At 75.2% G+C, this 18,207-nt stretch carries 17 protein-coding genes; 8 read left to right on the top strand and 9 right to left on the bottom strand.

Annotated elements, in window-relative coordinates; genetic code table 11:
* The first annotated feature begins 10 nt into the window (after positions 1-10).
* From ABT014_RS07035 to ABT014_RS07025, 3 genes are read left to right on the top strand one after another with little or no spacing between them, the layout of a single operon-like run.
* Positions 11-1,480 (top strand): class I adenylate-forming enzyme family protein, encoded by a 1,470-nt coding sequence (locus tag ABT014_RS07035; protein WP_350637620.1) that lies wholly within the window; start codon positions 11-13, stop codon positions 1,478-1,480.
* Positions 1,477-2,559 carry a cytochrome P450 family protein gene (locus ABT014_RS07030; protein ID WP_350637619.1) on the top strand — a complete coding sequence of 361 codons (1,083 nt, stop codon included), beginning with the start codon at positions 1,477-1,479 and terminating at the stop codon, positions 2,557-2,559. Before ABT014_RS07035 ends, ABT014_RS07030 begins: the two co-directional genes overlap by 4 nt.
* A 4-nt stretch (positions 2,560-2,563) precedes the next feature.
* Positions 2,564-3,460: an NAD-dependent epimerase/dehydratase family protein gene (locus ABT014_RS07025; protein ID WP_350637618.1), complete on the top strand. Its 897-nt coding sequence runs from the start codon at positions 2,564-2,566 to the stop codon at positions 3,458-3,460.
* Positions 3,461-3,485: 25 nt separating this feature from the next.
* Here ABT014_RS07025 and ABT014_RS07020 read toward each other — a convergent pair whose 3' ends face one another.
* Complete coding sequence (locus ABT014_RS07020) at positions 3,486-3,686, bottom strand: DUF5326 family protein (RefSeq protein ID WP_350637617.1); 201 nt, start codon at positions 3,684-3,686, stop codon at positions 3,486-3,488.
* 248 nt (positions 3,687-3,934) lie between these two features.
* Positions 3,935-4,597 carry a thiaminase II gene (tenA, locus tag ABT014_RS07015; protein WP_350637616.1) on the bottom strand — a complete coding sequence of 221 codons (663 nt, stop codon included), beginning with the start codon at positions 4,595-4,597 and terminating at the stop codon, positions 3,935-3,937.
* 299 nt (positions 4,598-4,896) lie between these two features.
* Here tenA and ABT014_RS07010 point away from each other — a divergent pair, with 299 nt between their 5' ends.
* Positions 4,897-5,268, top strand: a complete 372-nt coding sequence (locus tag ABT014_RS07010; protein ID WP_350637615.1) for a phage holin family protein — start codon at positions 4,897-4,899, stop codon at positions 5,266-5,268.
* 64 nt (positions 5,269-5,332) lie between these two features.
* Here the strand turns inward: ABT014_RS07010 and ABT014_RS07005 are convergent, their stop codons facing one another.
* A complete protein-coding gene (locus ABT014_RS07005; protein WP_350637614.1) occupies positions 5,333-5,761 on the bottom strand; it encodes an SsgA family sporulation/cell division regulator in 429 nt (142 codons plus the stop codon).
* Between the two features lie 517 nt (positions 5,762-6,278).
* On the opposite strand from ABT014_RS07005, the gene ABT014_RS07000 reads away from it, so the two are divergent.
* Positions 6,279-6,803 carry an NUDIX domain-containing protein gene (locus tag ABT014_RS07000; protein ID WP_350637613.1) on the top strand — a complete coding sequence of 175 codons (525 nt, stop codon included), beginning with the start codon at positions 6,279-6,281 and terminating at the stop codon, positions 6,801-6,803.
* Positions 6,804-6,860: 57 nt separating this feature from the next.
* Here the strand turns inward: ABT014_RS07000 and ABT014_RS06995 are convergent, their stop codons facing one another.
* From ABT014_RS06995 to pdhA, 4 genes are all read right to left on the bottom strand, one after another.
* Entirely contained in the window at positions 6,861-8,366 is a 1,506-nt protein-coding gene (locus ABT014_RS06995; protein ID WP_350637612.1) for a globin domain-containing protein, read from the bottom strand.
* 462 nt (positions 8,367-8,828) lie between these two features.
* Positions 8,829-10,160, bottom strand: coding sequence for a dihydrolipoamide acetyltransferase family protein (locus ABT014_RS06990; RefSeq protein WP_350637611.1), 1,332 nt, complete (start codon positions 10,158-10,160; stop codon positions 8,829-8,831).
* 4 nt (positions 10,161-10,164) lie between these two features.
* Entirely contained in the window at positions 10,165-11,169 is a 1,005-nt protein-coding gene (locus ABT014_RS06985) for an alpha-ketoacid dehydrogenase subunit beta (protein WP_350637610.1), read from the bottom strand.
* Complete coding sequence (pdhA, locus tag ABT014_RS06980) at positions 11,169-12,308, bottom strand: pyruvate dehydrogenase (acetyl-transferring) E1 component subunit alpha (RefSeq protein ID WP_502894874.1); 1,140 nt, start codon at positions 12,306-12,308, stop codon at positions 11,169-11,171. The genes ABT014_RS06985 and pdhA overlap by 1 nt, the downstream gene beginning before the upstream one ends.
* A gap of 229 nt (positions 12,309-12,537) precedes the next feature.
* On the opposite strand from pdhA, the gene ABT014_RS06975 reads away from it, so the two are divergent.
* Entirely contained in the window at positions 12,538-13,038 is a 501-nt protein-coding gene (locus ABT014_RS06975; protein WP_350637609.1) for an Lrp/AsnC family transcriptional regulator, read from the top strand.
* Between the two features lie 61 nt (positions 13,039-13,099).
* Here ABT014_RS06975 and ABT014_RS06970 read toward each other — a convergent pair whose 3' ends face one another.
* On the bottom strand, positions 13,100-13,681 hold the full coding sequence (locus ABT014_RS06970) for a TetR/AcrR family transcriptional regulator (protein ID WP_350637608.1): 582 nt from the start codon (positions 13,679-13,681) through the stop codon (positions 13,100-13,102).
* A 177-nt stretch (positions 13,682-13,858) separates the two neighbouring features.
* Here ABT014_RS06970 and ABT014_RS06965 point away from each other — a divergent pair, with 177 nt between their 5' ends.
* Positions 13,859-15,127 (top strand): putative hexosyltransferase, encoded by a 1,269-nt coding sequence (locus ABT014_RS06965; RefSeq protein ID WP_502894889.1) that lies wholly within the window; start codon positions 13,859-13,861, stop codon positions 15,125-15,127.
* 131 nt (positions 15,128-15,258) lie between these two features.
* Positions 15,259-16,959, top strand: coding sequence for a phenylacetic acid degradation protein PaaN (gene paaN, locus ABT014_RS06960; RefSeq protein ID WP_350637606.1), 1,701 nt, complete (start codon positions 15,259-15,261; stop codon positions 16,957-16,959).
* A 13-nt stretch (positions 16,960-16,972) separates the two neighbouring features.
* Here paaN and ABT014_RS06955 read toward each other — a convergent pair whose 3' ends face one another.
* Entirely contained in the window at positions 16,973-18,205 is a 1,233-nt protein-coding gene (locus ABT014_RS06955; RefSeq protein ID WP_350637605.1) for a glycosyltransferase, read from the bottom strand.
* Between the last annotated feature and the right edge of the window lie 2 nt (positions 18,206-18,207).

The following is an 18,207-nucleotide window of genomic DNA, read 5'->3' as shown; positions in this document are numbered from 1 at the left end:
AGGCACGGCCGTGCTGGAGCAACTCGAACGCACCCTGCGCGAGGGCGCCGACCGCCCCGCCGTGCTCGGCTGCACCCGCAGCGGCGCGGTCACCGTCCGGGCCCGCTGCGGCGAACTCGCCGACCTCGCCCGGCAGTACGCCACGGCGCTGCACCACCGGTACGGCCTGCGGCCCGGCGACACCCTGGGGGTGGCGGTGCGGCCCGGTCCGCGGGCGATCGCCGTGCTGCTGGCCGCCCACCGGCTCGGCCTGCGGGCCGCCGTGCTCGACCCGGCCGCCGGGCCGGACGTGCTGCTGGCGCGGCTGGCGCTGGCCCGCCCCGCGCTGGTGCTGGCCGACGCGGCCGCCCAGGCGGTGGCGGGCTGGGCCCGGCCGCTGGCCAGCCGGGCCCGGCTGGCGCTGCCGCCGCTGGCCGAGCTCGGCCCGGTCGCCACCGTCGGCCCGCGCCACCCGGGCTGTGCCCCCGCGCTGACCGGGTCGGGCCGCGCGGGCGGCGGCACGCCCCCGCCGCGCTACGAGGGCGACGGCGACGCCGTGATCGTCTTCACCTCCGGCACCACCAGCGCCCCGCGCGCCGTGGTGCACACCCGCGCCGGACTGGCCGCCGGGCTGCGCGCGGTGGACGCGCTGGTCCGTCCGCAGGCCGGCGCGGCGGTGCTGGGCGGCACCTTCTTCGTGCTGGTGCCCGCACTGGCCGCCGGCTCCTCGGTCGCGCTGCCGGCCCGCTCGGCCCGGGTGCTCGGCCGCCAGGTGGCCCGGCTGCGCCCGGACGAGACCTACCTGACGCCGCCGCAGCTGCGCGAGGTGCGCTCGTTCACCGGCCGGGTCTGGACCGGTTCCGCCCCCGCCACGGCCGAACTGCTCGCCCGGGTCAAGCGGGCGGGCGCCCGGGAGGCGTGGGGCGTGTACGCGCTCACCGAGCTGTTCCCGGCGGCGGCCGTGGAGGAGTCCGAGAAGGCCGGCTTCGACGCGGGCGGCGACCTGCTCGGCCACCCGCTGCCGGGCGTGCGCACCCGGCTCACCGGCGACGGCGAGCTGCTGCTCGCCGGCCCCGCCGCCCGCGACCGCTACCTCGGCCAGCGGCCCGACCCCTGGGTCCGCACCGGCGACCGGGCCCGGCTCACCGCCGACGGGCGGATCGTGCTGGCCGGCCGGTGCAAGGACATGGTGCTGCGCCGGGCCGAGAACATCTACCCGAGCCTGTACGAGCCGGCGCTGCACCTGCCGGAGGTGGACCTCGCGGTGCTGGTCGGCGTCCCGGCCGGGGACGGCGACGAGCGGCTGGTCGCGCTGGTCCAGCCGCGCCCGGGCGCCGACCACCGCCGGCTGCGCAGCGACCTGCAGGGCCCGCTGGAGCGGATGGGCAGTGCCCGGCCGGACGCTCTGCTGTTCGCCGAGGTGCCGCTGGCCGGGCGCTCCCGCAAGCCCGACCGGGCGGCCGCCGCGCGGCTGTGCGCCCGGGAGTTGAGCGGCCGGTGAGCGGGGTCGAGGAGCCGATGAGCGGGGTCGAGGAGCCGAGGCACAGCGCCGGCGGCGCGCGGGCGGCCCGCCGGCTGGACCGGCGGGTGTACCTGGGCAGCCACCCCGTCCTGTTCGCGCTGCTGGCCGCCACCCGGAGCCGCCCGGTGGTCCGGCTCGGCGGCACGGTGCTGGTGCACGACCCGCAGGCGTACCGGGAGGTGCTGACCCGGGTGCCGCTGGACCGGACCGCGCAGCGCACCACCGGTGGCGCCGCCGCGCGGCTGACCGAGGGCGGGCTGCTCTTCGACCAGGAGGGCGCCGCCCACCGGCTGGCCCGCCGGGCGCTGGCGGAGCGGCTGAGCGGTCCGGGGGTGGAGCGGCTGCGCCCGCTGTGGCAGCGGGTGCTGGAGCGGCGGCTCGCCGAACTCCCGGCCCGGCTGGACCTGGTGCCGGTGGTGCGGGAGCTCGCCGGTGCCACCGCGGCCGCGCTGACCGGCTCGCCGGCCGACCCGGTGGCGCTGGCGACGGCTGCCGCCGAGGCGGCCTCGGCGGCGGCCGGCGAGCACCTGCCGAGCCTGCTGCCCCGGCGCCGGGACGCCACGGCGGCGGCCGCCCGGCTGACCGCCCTGCTGCCCGATCCGCTCGACGCGATGGTCGCGGTGGCCGCCGTGAACACCACCGTGGCCGCCCTGCCCAGGGCCGCGGCCTGGTGCGCCCGGGCGGGCCTGTGGGGTGAGGTCTCCCCCGAACTGGCCGTCGAGCTGCTCCGGTTGACGGCCGCGTCGCCGATCCTGCCGCGGGTCGCCGCCACCGACGCGACGGTGGCCGGCTGCCCGGTGCGGCGCGGTGACCGGCTGGTACTGGTGGCCCGGCACGCCGCGCAGGCGCACCGCGCGCTGCCCCGGCCCGCGGCCGGCGCCGCGCAGGCGGTGTTCGGCGCCGGCCCGCACGCCTGCCCGGGGGCGGCGCTGGCCCGCGCGCAGCTCGCGGACTTCCTGACGGCGCTGGCCCCGCACCGCCCGCGGGTGCTGCGGGCCCGGGTGGACCGCCGGTCGGCGCTGCCCGGGTACGCGGCGCTGCTGGTCGGGCGGGGGTGAGGGGATGCTGCGGATCGCCGTCACCGGCGCGAGCGGCTTCTGCGGCGGGTACGTGGCCAGGGCCGCCGCCGCGAGCGGGGCGCAGGTGCTGTGCGTCGGACGGCGCCCCGGCCCGGTCGGCCGCCACCTGCCCTGGGACGCCGCCCGGTCGGAGCCCGAACTCGGCGCCGCCGACCTGGTGCTGCACTGCGCGGCGGCGGTCGGCGACCACCCGGCCGGCTCCCCCGCGGAGGCCGAGCAGTACGCGGTGAACGTGGACGGCACCGCCCGGCTGCTGGCCGCGGCCGGCGACCGGCCGGTGGTGTGGGTGAGCAGCGCCAGCGTGTACGACCCGCGGCCCGGCGCCGCCCGGCCGGGGCGGCCCGCGATCCGGGAGGACCATCCGACCGGAGCCGGCCACCTGAACGGCTACGGGCGCAGCAAGGCGCTCGGCGAGCAACTGGCCCTGGCGGCCGGGGCGGTGGTGCTGCGGCCGCGCGCGGTGTACGGGCCGGGGGATCCGCACCTGGTGCCGCGGCTGCTGGCCCGGGTCCGCGGGGGCGTGCTGCTGCTGCCGGGCCGGGACGTGGAGCTCAGCCTGACGGCGGTGGAGAACCTGGCCGACGCCTGCCTGGCGGCGCCCGGCTGGCCGCCCGGGGCGTACAACATCGCGGACGCGCGGCCGTACCGGCGGGACGAGGTGCTGCGCCGGGTGCTCGGGGCGTACGGGGTGCGGGCCCGGATCGTCCGGGTGCCGCTGGCGCTGGCCCGGCGGGCGCGCGGCGCGGAGCTGACCCCGTACGCGCTGGACCAGCTGGCCCGCAGCGTGGTGCTGGACACCGGCCGGGCGCGGGCGCAGGGGTGGGTGGCGCGGTACGGGCTCGACGAGCACCTGGCAGCAGTCGGCGCCCGCACCCCGTGAGGGGGTGCGGGCGCCGAGCGGCGGGTCAGCTCTTGGCGGCCTTCTTGACCAGGATCACCACGGCGGCGGCGACGCCCACCAGCACCAGCGCCTTGAGCAGCAGCGCGATCAGGGTGCCGACCACGCCGACCACGAACCAGATCAGGTTCCAGGCCAGCACCAGCACCAGGATCGGGACGACGATGTTGCGCACCCACGAGGGCAGCGACTTCCAGAGCTCGGCCATGTCTGTTCCTTCTCTCCCCTCGGGCTCGGCGTCGGTGTGTCCGCCGCTCTTCCCGGTCAGCTTTCGATACTTCGATCGTAGGCGGCCGCAACCGGTGGAACGAGGGCTGCTGCCCCGGAGAGAACCCGGAGATCACCCCGAGCCACGGGCTGGGGGAGACCCTTGGACGGGTTGGCGGTGCACCCCGTTCCCGGCGCGAGGGTGAGGGGATCGGCGCAGGTCGGAGCCGTCCTCCTCGGGGTCGGTGGTCAGACCGGCCAGCGTTCGCCGCGCCAGGCGGCGTCCCAGAACATCCACTCGTAGCGCGAGGTGGTGGTGAAGTGCTCGACCATCCGCCGGCGTTCGGCGGGTGAGATCTCCTCGCCGAGCCGGTCGGTCAGCGCCAGCACCCGGCGGACCACCGCCTGGAAGGCCTCGTCGCCGTACGTGGCGATCCACTTGGCGTACAGCGGCTCCGGGGAGGACCGGGCCAGCAGCTGCTCGCCGACCCGGGCGTAGATCCAGTAGCAGGGCAGCACCGCCGCGACGGCCTCGGCGAAGGACCCGCCGTACACGGTGGCCAGCAGGTAGCTGGTGTAGGCGCGGGTGGTGGGCAGCACCGGCTCGGCCGCGGCCTGCTCGGCGCTCTCGCCGAAGGCGGTCAGGAACTCGGTGTGCATGCCCTGCTCGGCCGCGATCGCGCCGACCGCGTCGTCGGCGAAGGCCTGGACGTCCTCCTCCGACGGGGCCTTGGCGGCGCACACCGCCAGTGCCCGGGCGTAGTCCCGCAGGTAGTGCGAGTCCTGGACGACGAAGTGCCGGAAGGCCTCGCGCGGCAGGGTGCCGTCGGTGAGGCCGCCGATGAAGGGGTGGTCGAGGATCTCCGCGTAGATCGGCTCGATGGCCGTCCAGAGCTCGTCGGTCAGTGCCACGTGCTGTCTCCCTCCCCGACCCGGGCCGCGGAACGCCGCGGCCACGGCCAGGTTCTGGCGGTCGGCGCAGCTGCGGCCGGCGGCCGTCAGCGCCCTCTCAGCCCGTTGCTACGGGCTCCCGCGGTGTTCGGTTGTTCCACCGGCAGACCCTACCGGCCGCGGTCGGGACGGCTCCGGCCGGTTCGGTCCTCGGGCGGGGAGAACAGCACCGTTGTGGCTCCCGCGTGGCCGGGCACCGGGGGACACCTGCTCCGGCCGGAGCTTCCCAGCAGCGCGGCGGCCTGTCACCATCGCGAGTCATGAAGAGTTTCGTGATCAAAACCCTCATCAACGCGGTGGCCATCTGGGCGGCGGCCTGGATCGTGGGCGGCATCGTGCTGTCCGGTCAGGACTGGTGGCACAAGACGGTCACGGTGATCGTGGTGGCCCTGATCTTCGGTGTGGTGAACTTCCTGATCAAGCCGCTGGTGAAGCTGCTCTCGCTGCCGCTGTTCATCCTGACCCTGGGGTTGATCACCTTCGTGATCAACGCCCTGATGCTCTGGCTGACGTCGTGGGCCTCGGACAAGCTCGACCTGAGCTTCCACGTCGAGGGGTTCTGGCCGGCGCTCGGCGGCGCGCTGATCATCAGCATCGTGTCCTGGGGTCTCAGCATGGCCCTGAACGACTGAACCGACCGCACTCCCGGGCCCCGGGCCCGCCGCCGATCCGCCCGGCCGGCGGGCCCGACCTGGCTCAGCCCTGGTTCTCGCACCCCGGGGCCGACAGGATGCTGGCCAGCTGCGCGTCCAGATCGCCGGCCGTGGCCTCCTCGCCCATCGGCACCAGGCGGTCGGTGCCGGCCAGGAAGGCGATCAGCGGCGGGGTCGCGGCCCGCAGCACGGCGTCGCCCTCCGGGGCGTGCAGCACCACGCCCACCTCGGCGAGGTCCGCCCCGACCGGGTGGACGTGGACGTCCCCCTCGCCGGTGGGCCGGCTGATCCCGTCCACCAGCAGTTCGCGGGCGAACACCCAGGCGACCGGATCGTCACCGGGCAGGTGGAAGGTGAATCGGACGGCATAGGGGTCGGCCGCGTCGTACTCCAGGTCGACCATGATCCGGACGGAGAGCTCGTGCGAGACCACGAGGTTCATCACCACGTGGTTCTGGACTGTGCCGTGCATGCGCCAGTACCTCTCGTTCTGCCCGGCCCGTACGCGGGGCGTGCGGGGCGGCGACGTGCGGCTTGAGTCTGCGGTTCATCTCCCCGACGAGCCGTTCGTACACCATCCTCCGGGCCGGTGACGATCCTGCGACCTGCTCCGCGGCCGGATGGGCCGCAGGCCGGCGGCGCCGGTGCGGGGGGACGTGCGGAGCCCGTTGCTCCAATTGCGCGAGTGGCGCTCATTCCAGCACAGGGGCGGCGGGCATTCAATCATTCCCAGGTATCCGCCTCCGGATTCACCTTCGAAAACCAGGCACGATCTCCGTCCGCCCCGGCCCGCGCAATGCCCGGCCGACCCCCGAACGGCGGATCGAAGATCCTTCGGGCGCGCTCCCATGGCCCCGACGGGACACACAGCGGGCGGGCGAATCATCCGTTCAGCGGAATCCGATCCTCCCGATCGTGCGGCCCCAGGAGTTTCAGGCGCGGCCGGGCGCGGCAGAATCCCGCACAACGCCAGCCCCTCGGAGGTGGCCATGACCGGCCCGGCCCGCCCTGTCGTCAAACGGACCGCCCGGGCGATCCTGCTGGAGCTGGACCAGGAGCGACCGCACGCCCCTGGCAGCATCGTGCTGATCAAGCGGACCCGCCCCGGCCGGCCGCCGTACTGGATCACCCCCGGCGGTGGCGTCGAGCCCACCGACCGCACGGTGGTGGAGGCCCTGCACCGCGAGGTGGACGAGGAACTCGGCGGCAAGGTGGAGGACGTGGTCCCCGCGTTCGTCGACACCGTCTCCCACTCCCATCACGAGGACGGAACCCTGGCCCACCCGCACGGGGTCAAGGTGCAGCACTTCTTCGTCTGCCGGCTGGCCGCGATGGACCCGGCCCGCCGGCACGGCCCGGAGGTGGACGAGCCGCGCGGCGAGTACGAGATCGTCCGGCTGCCCTTCACCCGCGAGGGCGTCACCTCCGTCAACGTGGTGCCGCCCAGCCTGCGCGCCTACCTGGCCGCGAACATCGAGGGCGTCCGCGCCCTGCTCGCCGCCGACCTGGGCTGAGGCAGCCGGCCGGGAAGGGCCGGTGGGCCGGGTACCGGCACCGCGCCGAGCTCCGGGTCAGCCGGCCGCCAGGTCGCCGACCAGATCGTGCCGGATCCGTTCGGCGGCCACCCCGGCGCGCGCCAGCACCGCCGTGCCCCGGCGGACCATCGCCGCCGGGCCGCTCAGGTACGCCGAGTACCCGTGCCAGGGTCCGTAGCGGGCGACCACCTCCGGCAGCTCGCCGTGCAGCGCGCCGGCGGTCGGCGGCTCGGCCGAGAGCACCGGATGGACGGTCAGCCAGGGGTGCCGGTCGGCCGCCCGGAGCAGCGCCGGGAGCTCGTACAGCTCGGCGGCGCGGCGCGCCCCGTGGAACACCTGGACCCGGCGGCCCCCGGCACCGTGCTCCGCCAGCTCCTCCACCAGCGCCCCGATCGGCGCGATCCCGGTCCCGCCGCCGAGCAGGAGCAGGCCCTCGCCGTCCCCGGTGCCGTGGTCCAGCACCATCCGGCCGGCCGCCGGGCCGAGCCGCAGCACGTCGCCGGGGGCGGCCCGGTGGACCAGCGCGTTGCTGACCCACCCGGCCTGGACGGCCTTGACGTGGAAGGTCAGCAGCCCGTCGGGCCGGGGGGCGGTGGCGAACGAGAAGTGCCGCCAGACCCGGGGCCACCAGGGCGTCTCCACGGGGGCGTACTGGCCGGCCCGGTACGGGTAGGCCTGGTCGGGGCGCAGGGTGAGCACCGCGATGTCCGGGGTGCGCTGCTGGTGCGAGACCACCTCGGCCTGCCACCAGGGCGGTGCGGTGCGGGCGGCGGCCTCGGCCGCCTCGATCATGATGGTGGAGACCAGCCGGTAGACCCGGCGCCAGGCCAGCTCGGTGTCGGCGTCCCAGCGGCTGCCGCAGTACTTGGCCAGAGCCGCCACCAGGCACTCGCCGACCGGTCCGTAATGGCCGGTCAGGGTGCCGTACTTGCGGTGGCCCTCGCCCAGCCGGCTCAGGTACACGGTCAGGCCGGCCGGGTCGTCGGCGCTGCGGGCGGCCAGCAGCAGCGCCCGGAACAGCCGGTCGCGCTGGACGTCCATGGCGGCCGGGAAGAGCGCCCGGATCTCCGGGTGGTGCAGGAAGATCAGCGCGTAGAAGTGGGCGGTGGCCCGGTCCGCGAGCGGTTCGACGACGGCGAGGGTGTCCCGGATCAGCTGGAGGTCGCGCGGGGTCGGCGGCTCGTCCGCCGGACGCCCGGTCCCCGGCGCCGGGGCGGCGGGCAGGGCCGGGACGCCGGGGCGGGCGGGTCCCTGGGCCACCGTCTCCAGCGCCCAGGCCCGGCTCCAGTGGTCGCCTGGGCCGGACCAGTTGAGCCCGGGGGCGTCGGTGAACAGCGGCTCGTACGGCGGCATCGGGGCGGGGCCGCGCGCGGGCGGCTCGGGCAGCGCGGGCGCGGCGGAGGGCAGCGCGGGCGCGCCGGAGGGCAGCGCGGGCGCGCCGGAGGGCAGCGCGGGCGCGCCGGGGGCCGGTGCGGCCGGGCCCTGCGGCGTCCAGGGGACGGGCGCGGCGGGGGCGGGGATCCGGGGCGGCTCGGCCGGCATCGGCGGGGGCTCCGCCGCCGGCGGGTCGGCCGGCTCGGCGGCGGCCGACCCGGGGGCGCCGGCCCGTTCCGGAGTGCGGGGCCGTTCCGGGGTACGGGCCGGCGCGGGCCTGCGGCCCGAATCCGGAGGAGTCGGAGGGGTCGGGGGAGTCGGGGGGAGCCCCGGCACGGCTGCCGCCGCGATCGATCCGTGTCCGGCCGTGACTTTCAGCGGGCGTGCCTTCACCGCAACTTGACGTGTGCCCAAGAGAATCGTTTCGCTTCCGGTCGTCCCTAAACCACACCTGGTCCGTCTCTGCTGACGCCTTCAGCAGGGTGGCACGCCCGAACAGCTCATCCGACAAGTCAAGAGAAGGCCGGACAGCCGGCCCACCCGCACGCTACGCTCGCCCGACCTATGGCCACCTCGCCCGCCCGCGGCGGCGGGCAACGGCTCGGGCGAGGCGGCCCGGTCGGGCTCCGTTCACAGCTGTCGCAGCAGCATCCCCGGTTGTTCCACGCAGTCCGCGACGAAGCGCAGGAAGCCGCCCGCGGTGCCGCCGTCACAGACCCGGTGGTCGAAGGTGAAGGACAGCTGGGTCACCTGCCGCACCGCCAGGGCGCCTTGGTGCACCCACGGCTTGGGGGTGATCCGGCCGACCCCGAGCATCGCCGCCTCGGGGTGGTTGAGGATCGGGGTCGAGCCGTCCACCCCGAAGACGCCGTAGTTGTTGAGGGTGAAGGTGCCCCCGGTCAGCTCGGCGGGGGTGAGCTTCCCCGTCCGGGCCGCCTCGGTCAGCCGGGCCAGCTCGGCGCCCAGCTGTTCGGTGCCCAGTCCGTGGGCGTCCCGCACCACCGGTACCACCAGGCCGCGTTCGCCCTGGGCGGCGAAGCCCAGCTGCACCGCGGCATGCCGGCGGATGGCCGAACCATCCGGCTCCACACTGGAGTTGAGCTCGGGGAAGCGGGCCAGCGCCACGGTGCAGATCCGCGCCAGCAGGGCCAGCACGCTGATCTTCGGCCCCGGTGCCTGGTTCAACCGGGCGCGCAGCTCCATCAGTTCGGTGGCGTCCGCGTCGACCCAGCAGGTGGCGGCGGGGATCTCCCGGTGGCTGCGGCCGAGCTTCTCGGCGACCGTCCGGCGCAGGCCGCGCAGCGGGACCAGCTCGTCGCCGGCCGCCGGGGCGGACACCGGCGCCGCGGCCACGGTGGCCACGGCACCCGACTCCAGGGCCCGGGCCACGTCTGCCCGCATGATCAGGCCGTCCGGGCCGCTGCCGGCCAGCGTCGCCAGGTCGATCCCGTGCTCCCGGGCCATCCGCCGCACCAGTGGCGAGATCACCGCGACCACGGCGGGCGCTCCGGGCGCACCGGGCGTCTCGACCGGCGCGGGGGCCGCCACGACGGCCGCGGGGACGGCCGGGGCCGTCGCGGCGGGCGCCACCAGGGTGCCCGCGCCGCCGCCGGGCCGGATCCGGGCCCGGCGCGCGCCCTTGGGCCCGTCCGCGACCCCGTAGCCGACCAGCGGGCGCTCGTCCGCCCCGCCCCCGGACACCCGGGGGCCCTCGCCGGGCGAGACCGCGACGGTGACCAGCGGCGCACCGACCGGCACCTCCTCGCCGACCTCGCCGAACCGGGCGGTGACCACGCCGCCGTACGGGCAGGGCACCTCCACGACCGCCTTGGCGGTCTCCACCTCGACCACCGGCTGGTCGACGGCGATCACCTCGCCGACCTCGACCATCCAGCGCACCACCTCGGCCCCGGTGAGACCCTCACCGAGGTCGGGCAGCGTGAACTCGCGCACCACGGGCATCACGTCAGTCCTCCCACTGCAGCCGGGCGACCGCGTCCAGGATCCGGTCCACCCCGGGCAGGTGGTGGTGCTCCAGCATCGGCGGCGGGTACGGGATGTCGAACCCGGTCACCCGCAGCACCGGCGCATCCAGGTGGTGGAAGCACTTCTCGGTGATCCGGGCGGCGATCTCCGCACCGGCCCCGCCGAAGCCGCCCGCCTCGTGCACCACGACGGCCCGGCCGATCGAGCGGACCACCTCGCAGGCGGTCCGCTCGTCGAACGGCACCAGGCTGCGCAGGTCCAGCACGGCCAGGTCCCAGCCCTCGGCCCGGGCGGCCTCGGCCGCCTCCAGGCAGACCGGCAGCGACGGCCCGTAGGTGATCAGGACGGCCGAGTGCCCGGGGCGGCGCAGCACCGCCTTGCCGATCGGCTCGGTGGCCTCGGCCGGGTCCCACTCGGTCTTGCCCCAGTAGAGCCGCTTGGGCTCCAGGAAGACCACCGGGTCGTCGGAGGCGATCGAGGCCCGGAGCAGGCCGTAGGCGTCGGCGACGGTGGCCGGGGTGACCACGTGCAGGCCCGGGGTGTGGGTGTAGTACGCCTCGGAGGAGTCGCTGTGGTGCTCGACGCCGCCGATCCCGCCGCCGTACGGGATCCGGATGGTGATCGGCAGCGGGAGCCGGCCGGCGGTGCGGTTGCGCATCTTGGCGACGTGCGAGAACAGCTGCTCCAGCGCCGGGTAGGCGAAGGCGTCGAACTGCATCTCGACCACCGGGCGCAGCCCGTACATCGCCATGCCGACGGCGGTGCCCAGGATGCCCGCCTCGGCGAGCGGGGTGTCCAGGCAGCGGTCGGCGCCGAACGCCGCGGTCAGGCCGTCGGTGATGCGGAAGACACCGCCGAGCTGGCCGACGTCCTCGCCGAGCACGTGGACGGTGGGGTCGGCCTGCATGGCGTCCCGGAGCGCGGCGTTGAGTGCCTGGGCCATGCTGGTGGTGCGGGTGCCGCGGACGGGGGTGGCGGTGGTCATCAGTGGTGCACCTCGGCCTCGGCGGCGAGTTCGGCGGTCAGCTGGTCGGCCTGCTCGCGCAGCTGCGGGGTGGGTTCGGCGTAGACGTGGGCGAACAGGGACATCGGGTCGAGCTCGGCGTCGGCGTGGAACTCCGCGCGCATCCGGGCGGCCAGGGTCTCGGCCTCGTCGGCGCAGTCGCGCACCAGCTTCTCGTCCAGCAGTCCGGCAGCGCCGAGGTGCCGTTCCATCAGGAGGATCGGGTCGTGCTCGCGCCAGGCGGTGACCTCCTCGTCCTCGCGGTACCGGGTGGCGTCGTCGGCGTTGGTGTGCGCCTCGACCCGGTAGGTGAGCGCCTCGACCAGGGTCGGGCCGCCGCCGGAGCGGGCCCGCTCGAACGCCTCGGCCAGCACCGCGTGCACGGCGGGGGCGTCGTTGCCGTCCACCAGCCGGCCGGCCATGCCGTACCCGACGGCCTTGTGGGCCAGGGTCGGGGCGGCGGACTGCTGGGTGAGCGGCACCGAGATGGCGTAGCCGTTGTTCTGCACCAGGAAGACCACGGGGGCGTTCAGCACGGCGGCGAAGTTCAGCGCCTCGTGGAAGTCGCCCTCGCTGGTGCCGCCGTCGCCGAGCATGGCGAGCGCGACCACCGGGTCGCCGGCCAGCCGGGCGGCGTGGGCCAGGCCGACGGCGTGCGGCGCCTGGGTCGCCAGCGGGGTGCAGAGCGGGGCGGTGCGGGTGGCCTTGGGGTCGTACCCGGTGTGCGCGCTGCCGCGCAGCAGGGTGAGCGCCTCCAGCGGGTCCACGCCGCGGGCGACCACCGCGAGGGTGTCGCGGTAGCTGGGGAAGAGCCAGTCCTGCTCGGCCAGCACCATGGCGGCGGCGACCTGGCAGGCCTCCTGGCCGGTGGAGGCGGGGTAGACGGCGAGCCGGCCCTGCTTGGTGAGGGTGGTGGCCTGCTGGTTGTAGCGGCGGCCGACCACCAGCCGGCGGTAGAGCTCGCGCAGCAGGTCGGGGTCGGTCCGCTCGAGGGCGGGGGTGCCGAGCACCCGGACCGGGGCGGTGTCGGGCAGCAGCGGCGCCGGGTCGCTCCGGGGGCCGGTGGCGCCCGGCAGCCAGCCGGGGACGGCGGTCGGGTGTCTGTGATCGAGAACGGTCATCTCGGGCACCTCCAAGGGTCGGGGAGGGTGCTGCAGGGGGCAGTGGTGATGCCGTGGTGCGCAGTGGCGGAGGGGGCCCGCCGGGGGTCACTGTTCCCTACCGATTGTTCGGTCGTCTGGGCATTCTGGCCACAGTCGCGTCGAGGTGGTGGACAATCGGCCCGAACAGCGGTCTGCTGGGATCAGCACGTCCAATCGGGGAGGGTAGGGGGCCATGTCGGCTGAACAGATGTCCAGACTCGACCGTGTCGACCGCTCGATCCTGCGGCTGCTGCAGCAGGACGGTCGCGCCTCGATCCGCTCGGTGGCCGAGCGGGTGCACGTGTCCCGGGCGAACGCCTACGCCCGGATCTCCAGGATGGTCGAGGACGGCATCATCCGCGGCTTCACCGCCCGGGTCGACCACGAGCGGGCCGGGCAGGGGGCGTCGGCGTACATCACCCTGAAAATCGTGCAGAACTCCTGGCGGACGGTCCGCGAGCAGCTGCTGCAGCTGCCGGGGGTGGCGCACATCGCGCTGGTTGGCGGCGAGTTCGACGTCCTGCTGCTGGTGCACACGGCGGACAACCGGGCGCTGCGCGAGCTGGTGCTGAACCGGATCCAGTCGGTGCCGCAGGTGCTGACCACGCAGACGCTGCTGGTGTTCGAGGAGACCGACCAGGTGCCGCCGGACGCGGCGCCCTGGGGTGCGGGACCGGACCCGGGGCCGGTCCGGCCGGACCGGATCTGACGCCGGACCCGGACCCGGGGCCCGGTCAGGCGGTCAGGGGCCCGGTCAGGTGGTCAGGCGGTCACGCGCGCAGGCCGTCGAAGGCCAGGTGGACCACCGCGTCGGCGACCCCGTCGGCGCTGCGGCTGCCGGGGCGGTACCACTCCACGATCGAGTTGATCATGCCGAACAGCAGCCGGGTGGCCAGCCGGGGTTCGACGTCCGCGCGCAGCGCCCCCTCCACGACCGCCGCCCGCAGCAGCTCGGCCACCCGGTGGTCGAAGTCACGCCGGCGCTCCAGCGCCCACTGCTCGGTCCCGGTGTTGCCGCGCACCCGCAGCAGCAGCGTCACGTACGGCAGCTCCGCGAGCAGCACCTCGGCGGTGCGCCGCACCACGTGCTCCAGCCGGTCCACCGACCGCCCGGTGGCGGCCTCGGGCTCCTCCAGGATGCCGAACAGCGAGTCCAGCGCCCGCCCGACGGCCAGCCGGAGCAGCTCCTCCTTGCCCCGGACGTGGTGGTAGATCGAGGACTTGGAGATCCCGGCCGCCCGCGACAGGTCCTCCATCGAGGTGCCGTCGTAACCGCGCTCGTTGAAGACCTCCACCGTCACGGCGAGCAGCGAGTCGACGGTGTAGGCGGTGCGGGTGGAGTTCTCGGCCATACGCACGAGTATCCCCGCCGGGCGCGCGGCGAAGCAGCCGGGGCCGGGCGCCGCCCGGCCTCCGCGGACCCCGGCCGGGCGCTATTGGTACGGACCACTGTTCCCCCGGACGGCCGCACGGCAGACTTGGGGGATCATCTCAGCGTGACCACCAGCGGAAGTCAGGACCACATCCCCATGGGCGCACCCACCGGCGCGGACGTCGACACCCGTCCGCAGGCAGTCCCGGCGACCGGGGCGGCGACCGGCCGGGCCGCGGCGCTACGCGCCCGGGGCGCCCGGGCGGCCCGCGAGTACGGGCCGGCGCTCGGGCTGTACGGTGCCGTGAAGCTGATCGGTTTCGCGGTCTTCATGTGGCTGCTGGAGTGGTCCGGCGAGTACCTCACCAAGGACCACCGCTTCGGTGGCGGCGTCCACCCCTGGGACGTGCTCGGCGGCTGGGACGGCTGGTGGTACCAGCAGGTCGCGCAGAACGGCTACGACCCGCACCTGGTGCCGCTGGTCGGCCAGGTGTGGTCGTACCAGCAGGACTCCTCGGCCTTCTTCCCGCTGTACCCGGGCCTGATCCGGATCGTCGCGGCCTGCACCGGCCTCGGCACGTACGGCGCCGGGATGCTGGTCTCGGTGCTGGCCTCGTTCGCCGCGGCGGCCGGGATCTACGCCCTCACCGCCCGGCTGACCGACCGCCGGGCCGGGGTGATCGCGGCAGCCCTGTGGGGGGTCTTCCCCGGTTCCGGGGCCGAGTGGGCGGTCTACTCCGACTCGCTGTTCGTCGCGCTGGCGGTCTGGGCCTGCTGGTTCGTGCTCACCCGGAACTGGGCGGCCGCCGGGCTGACCACCTTCGTCGCCGGCCTCAACCGGCCGACCGCCGCCGCGCTGGTGGCCGCCGTCGGGGTGGCCGCGCTGATCGCGCTGCACCGGCGCCGGGACGGCGTGCTCGGTCCGCTCGCGGCCGCGGTCGTCTCCCCGCTCGGCATGTTCGGCTACATCGCCTGGGTCGGCTGGCGGATGGGCGACCTGACCGGCTACTTCACGCTCCAGCGCGGTGCGTGGCTGCACTTCTTCGACAGCGGTGCGCACACCCTGGACGTCTTCGAGGGCGTGCTGCTCGGGCACAACGGCTACCTGTTCGCGTACCCGACCGAGGACCTGATCGCGGTCCTGCTGGTGGCCACCCTGCCCGTCCTGCTGACCCTGCTGATCCGGCTGCGGCCACCGGTGTTCCTGGTGGTCTACACGGTGGTGACAGTCGTGCTGGTGCTCGGCAGCCAGCAGATCTTCGGCAACACCTCGCGCTACCTGCTGCCCGCCTTCCCGCTGTTCGTCCCGCTCGCGGTCGCGCTGCGGCGGCTGTCGCGGCCCTCGCTCGCGGTGGTGCTCGGCACCGCCGCCGTCGCCTCCGGCTGGTACGCCGGCTACGTGCTGTTCGAGCTCGGCATCCCGTAACCGTGCCCGGCCGGGTGCACCGGGTGACGGCCCTGGGGACGCCGCCCGAGGAACCGGCCGCAGGGTCTTGCACCGACCGATCGTTCGGTTACTCTGAGGTGTGTCCCGCCTGCCCCTGTGAGGAGCGCACCATGGCTGCTGCGACCCCGACCCCCTCGGTCGCCGAACTGATCGAACGCCACCAGGACACCCTCGACCGCGCACTCGACGCGATCAAGACCCGTGACTACTGGTCCCCGTACCCGGAGTTCCCGAAGGCCTACGGCGAGAGCGGCCCGGCGGACGGCAAGGCGGCGTTCGAGGCCCGGCTCGGCCGGCTGTTCACGATCGAGGGCCAGCCCGGCTCCGGCGAGCCGGTCAGCGGCGAGGCCTCGCCGTACGGGATCGAGCTCGGCGTCAGCTACCCGCACGCGGACCCGGACGCGCTGATCACCGCACTGGAGACGGCCCGGCCGGGCTGGGCGGCGGCCACCCCCGCCGCCCGGGCGGCGGTCTGCCTGGAGATCCTGGCGCGGATCAACGCCCGTTCGCACGAGTTCGCGCAGGCGGTGATGCACACCACCGGCCAGGCCTACGGGATGGCCTTCCAGGCCGGCGGCCCGCACGCCCAGGACCGCGGCCTGGAGGCCGTCGCCTACGCGTACGCCGAGCAGACCCGGCTGCCCGCCAGCGCCGGCTGGAGCAAGCCGCAGGGCAAGCGCGACCCGCTCACCATGGTCAAGGAGTTCACCGTGGTGCCGCGCGGCCTGGCGCTGCTGATCGGCTGCAACACCTTCCCGACCTGGAACGGCTACCCGGGCCTGTTCGCCTCGCTGGCCACCGGCAACCCGGTCCTGGTCAAGCCGCACCCGCGCGCGGTGCTCCCGCTGGCGCTCACCGTCGAGATCGCCCGCGAGGTGCTGACCGAGGCCGGCTTCGACCCCAACCTGGTCTGCCTGGCCGCCGAGCACGACGGCGGCACGATCGCCAAGGTGCTGGCCGTCCGGCCCGAGATCAAGATGATCGACTACACCGGTTCGACCGCCTTCGGCGACTGGCTGGAGGACAACGCCCGCCAGGCCCAGGTCTACACCGAGAAGGCCGGCCTCAACACGGTGGTGATCGACTCCACCGACAACTACCGCGGCATGCTGGCCAACCTGGCCTTCGCGCTCTCGCTCTACAGCGGCCAGATGTGCACCACCCCGCAGAACCTGCTGGTGCCGCGCGGCGGCATCCGCACCGACGAGGGCAGCAAGTCCTACGACGAGGTGGTGGCCGACCTCGCCGCCGCCGTCGAGGGCCTGCTCGGCGACGACGCCCGCGCCGCCGCCATCCTGGGCGCCGTGGTCAACCCCGGCGTGCTGCAGCGCACGGTCGCGGCCGCCGGCGGCGAGTACGGCGAACTCGCCCTCGCCCCGCGCGTGGTGGAGTCCGCCGAGTTCCCCGGCGCGACCATCCGCACGCCCGCTCTGATCAAGGTCGACGCCGACAAGCCGGACGACCGCTCGGCGTTCCTCGGCGAGTGCTTCGGCCCGGTCTCCTTCGCGGTCGCGGTCGAGTCCACCGAGGCCGCCGTCGAGCTGCTGCGCCGCAGCGCCAAGGAGCACGGCGCGATGACCGCCGGCGCCTACACCGTGTCGGACCAGGTCGAGGCCGCGCTGGTGGAGGCCTGCCTGGACGGCGGGGTCTCGCTCTCGCTCAACCTCACCGGCGGGGTCTACGTGAACCAGACCGCCGCCTTCTCCGACCTGCACGGCACCGGCGCCAACCCGGCCGCCAACTCGGCGTACTGCGACGGCGCGTTCGTCGCCAACCGGTTCCGCACGGTGGAGGTCCGCCGCCCGGCCTGAGCCGGCCGGGTGTTCAACCCCGGGCCCCGCGCCCGGGGTTGAACACCCAGATCCGCAGCAGCAGGAACCGCACCAGGGTGGCCAGCGCATTGGCCACCACCAGCACCGCCAGTTCCGCCGCGTGCGCCGCCCCCGGCCGCAGCAGGTGCAGCAGGCCGATCGCCCCGCTGCTCAGCGCCAGGCCCAGCACGAACGCCGCACCGCCCTCCAGCTGGTGCTTCAGCGCGTCCCGGCGCCCGGTCACCCCGAAGGTGAACCGCCGGTTGGCCGCCGTGTTGGCCACCGCGGTGAGGCCGAGCGCCAGCGCGTTCGCGAACAGCGCGGGCACCAGCTGGCGCAGCCCCAGGAAGAGCAGCACGTACGCCAGCGTGCAGAGCGTGCCGACCACCGCGAAACTGGCCAACTGCCATCCCAGGCCCGGCGGCAGCTGCTCCCGGTGGCTGCGCTCGGGCAGCTCCACCCGGCCCCGCCCGGCCAGCGCCCCGCGCGCCACCCGGGCCATCCCGCGCAGGTCGTCCAGCGCGGTGCGGACCAGGTCCACCCGGCTGTCCGGGTCGTCCACCCAGTCCACCGGCACCTCGTGGATCCGCAGCCCGGACCTCTCGGCCAGCAGCAGCAGCTCGGTGTCGAAGAACCAGGCGTTGTCCTCCACCTCGTCCAGCAGCCGCTTGACCACCGAGGTGCGCCCGGCCTTGAAGCCGCACTGGGCGTCCGAGAACTTGGCCGCCATGGTGGCCCGCAGCAGCAGGTTGTAGGTGCGCGAGATGAACTCCCGCTTGGGGCCCCGCACCACCGCCGAACCCCGGTGCAGCCGGCTGCCGATGGCCAGGTCGCTGTGGCCGGACAGCAGCGGGGCCACCAGCGGCAGGAAGGCCTCCAGACCGGTGGACAGGTCGACGTCCATGTACGCCACCACGTCCGCCTCGCTGCGCCCCCAGACCTCGCGCAGCGCCCGGCCGCGGCCCTTGAGGTCCAGGTGCACGGCGTCCACCTGGGGGATCTCGGCGGCCAGGGCGGCGGCCACCGCCCAGGTGCCGTCGGTGCTGGCGTTGTCCGCCACGGTGATCCGGTAGGGGTAGGGGAAGGTCTCCGCGAGGTAGGCGTGCAGCCGCCGCACGCACCGCTCGACGGTGTGCTCCTCGTTGTACACCGGCACGACCACCTCGACGGTGCCGACGTGCGGCCGGCGCCGGTCGGCGGTCACCGGTTCGGCCAGGGTCGCACCGTGCGTCATGGGCTGAGTCATGG

This window comes from Kitasatospora sp. NPDC094015 (assembly GCF_040304075.1).
Taxonomy (GTDB): domain Bacteria; phylum Actinomycetota; class Actinomycetes; order Streptomycetales; family Streptomycetaceae; genus Kitasatospora.
Note: the sequence above shows the minus strand (reverse complement) of the source record. Positions and strands in the feature narration are given on the sequence as shown.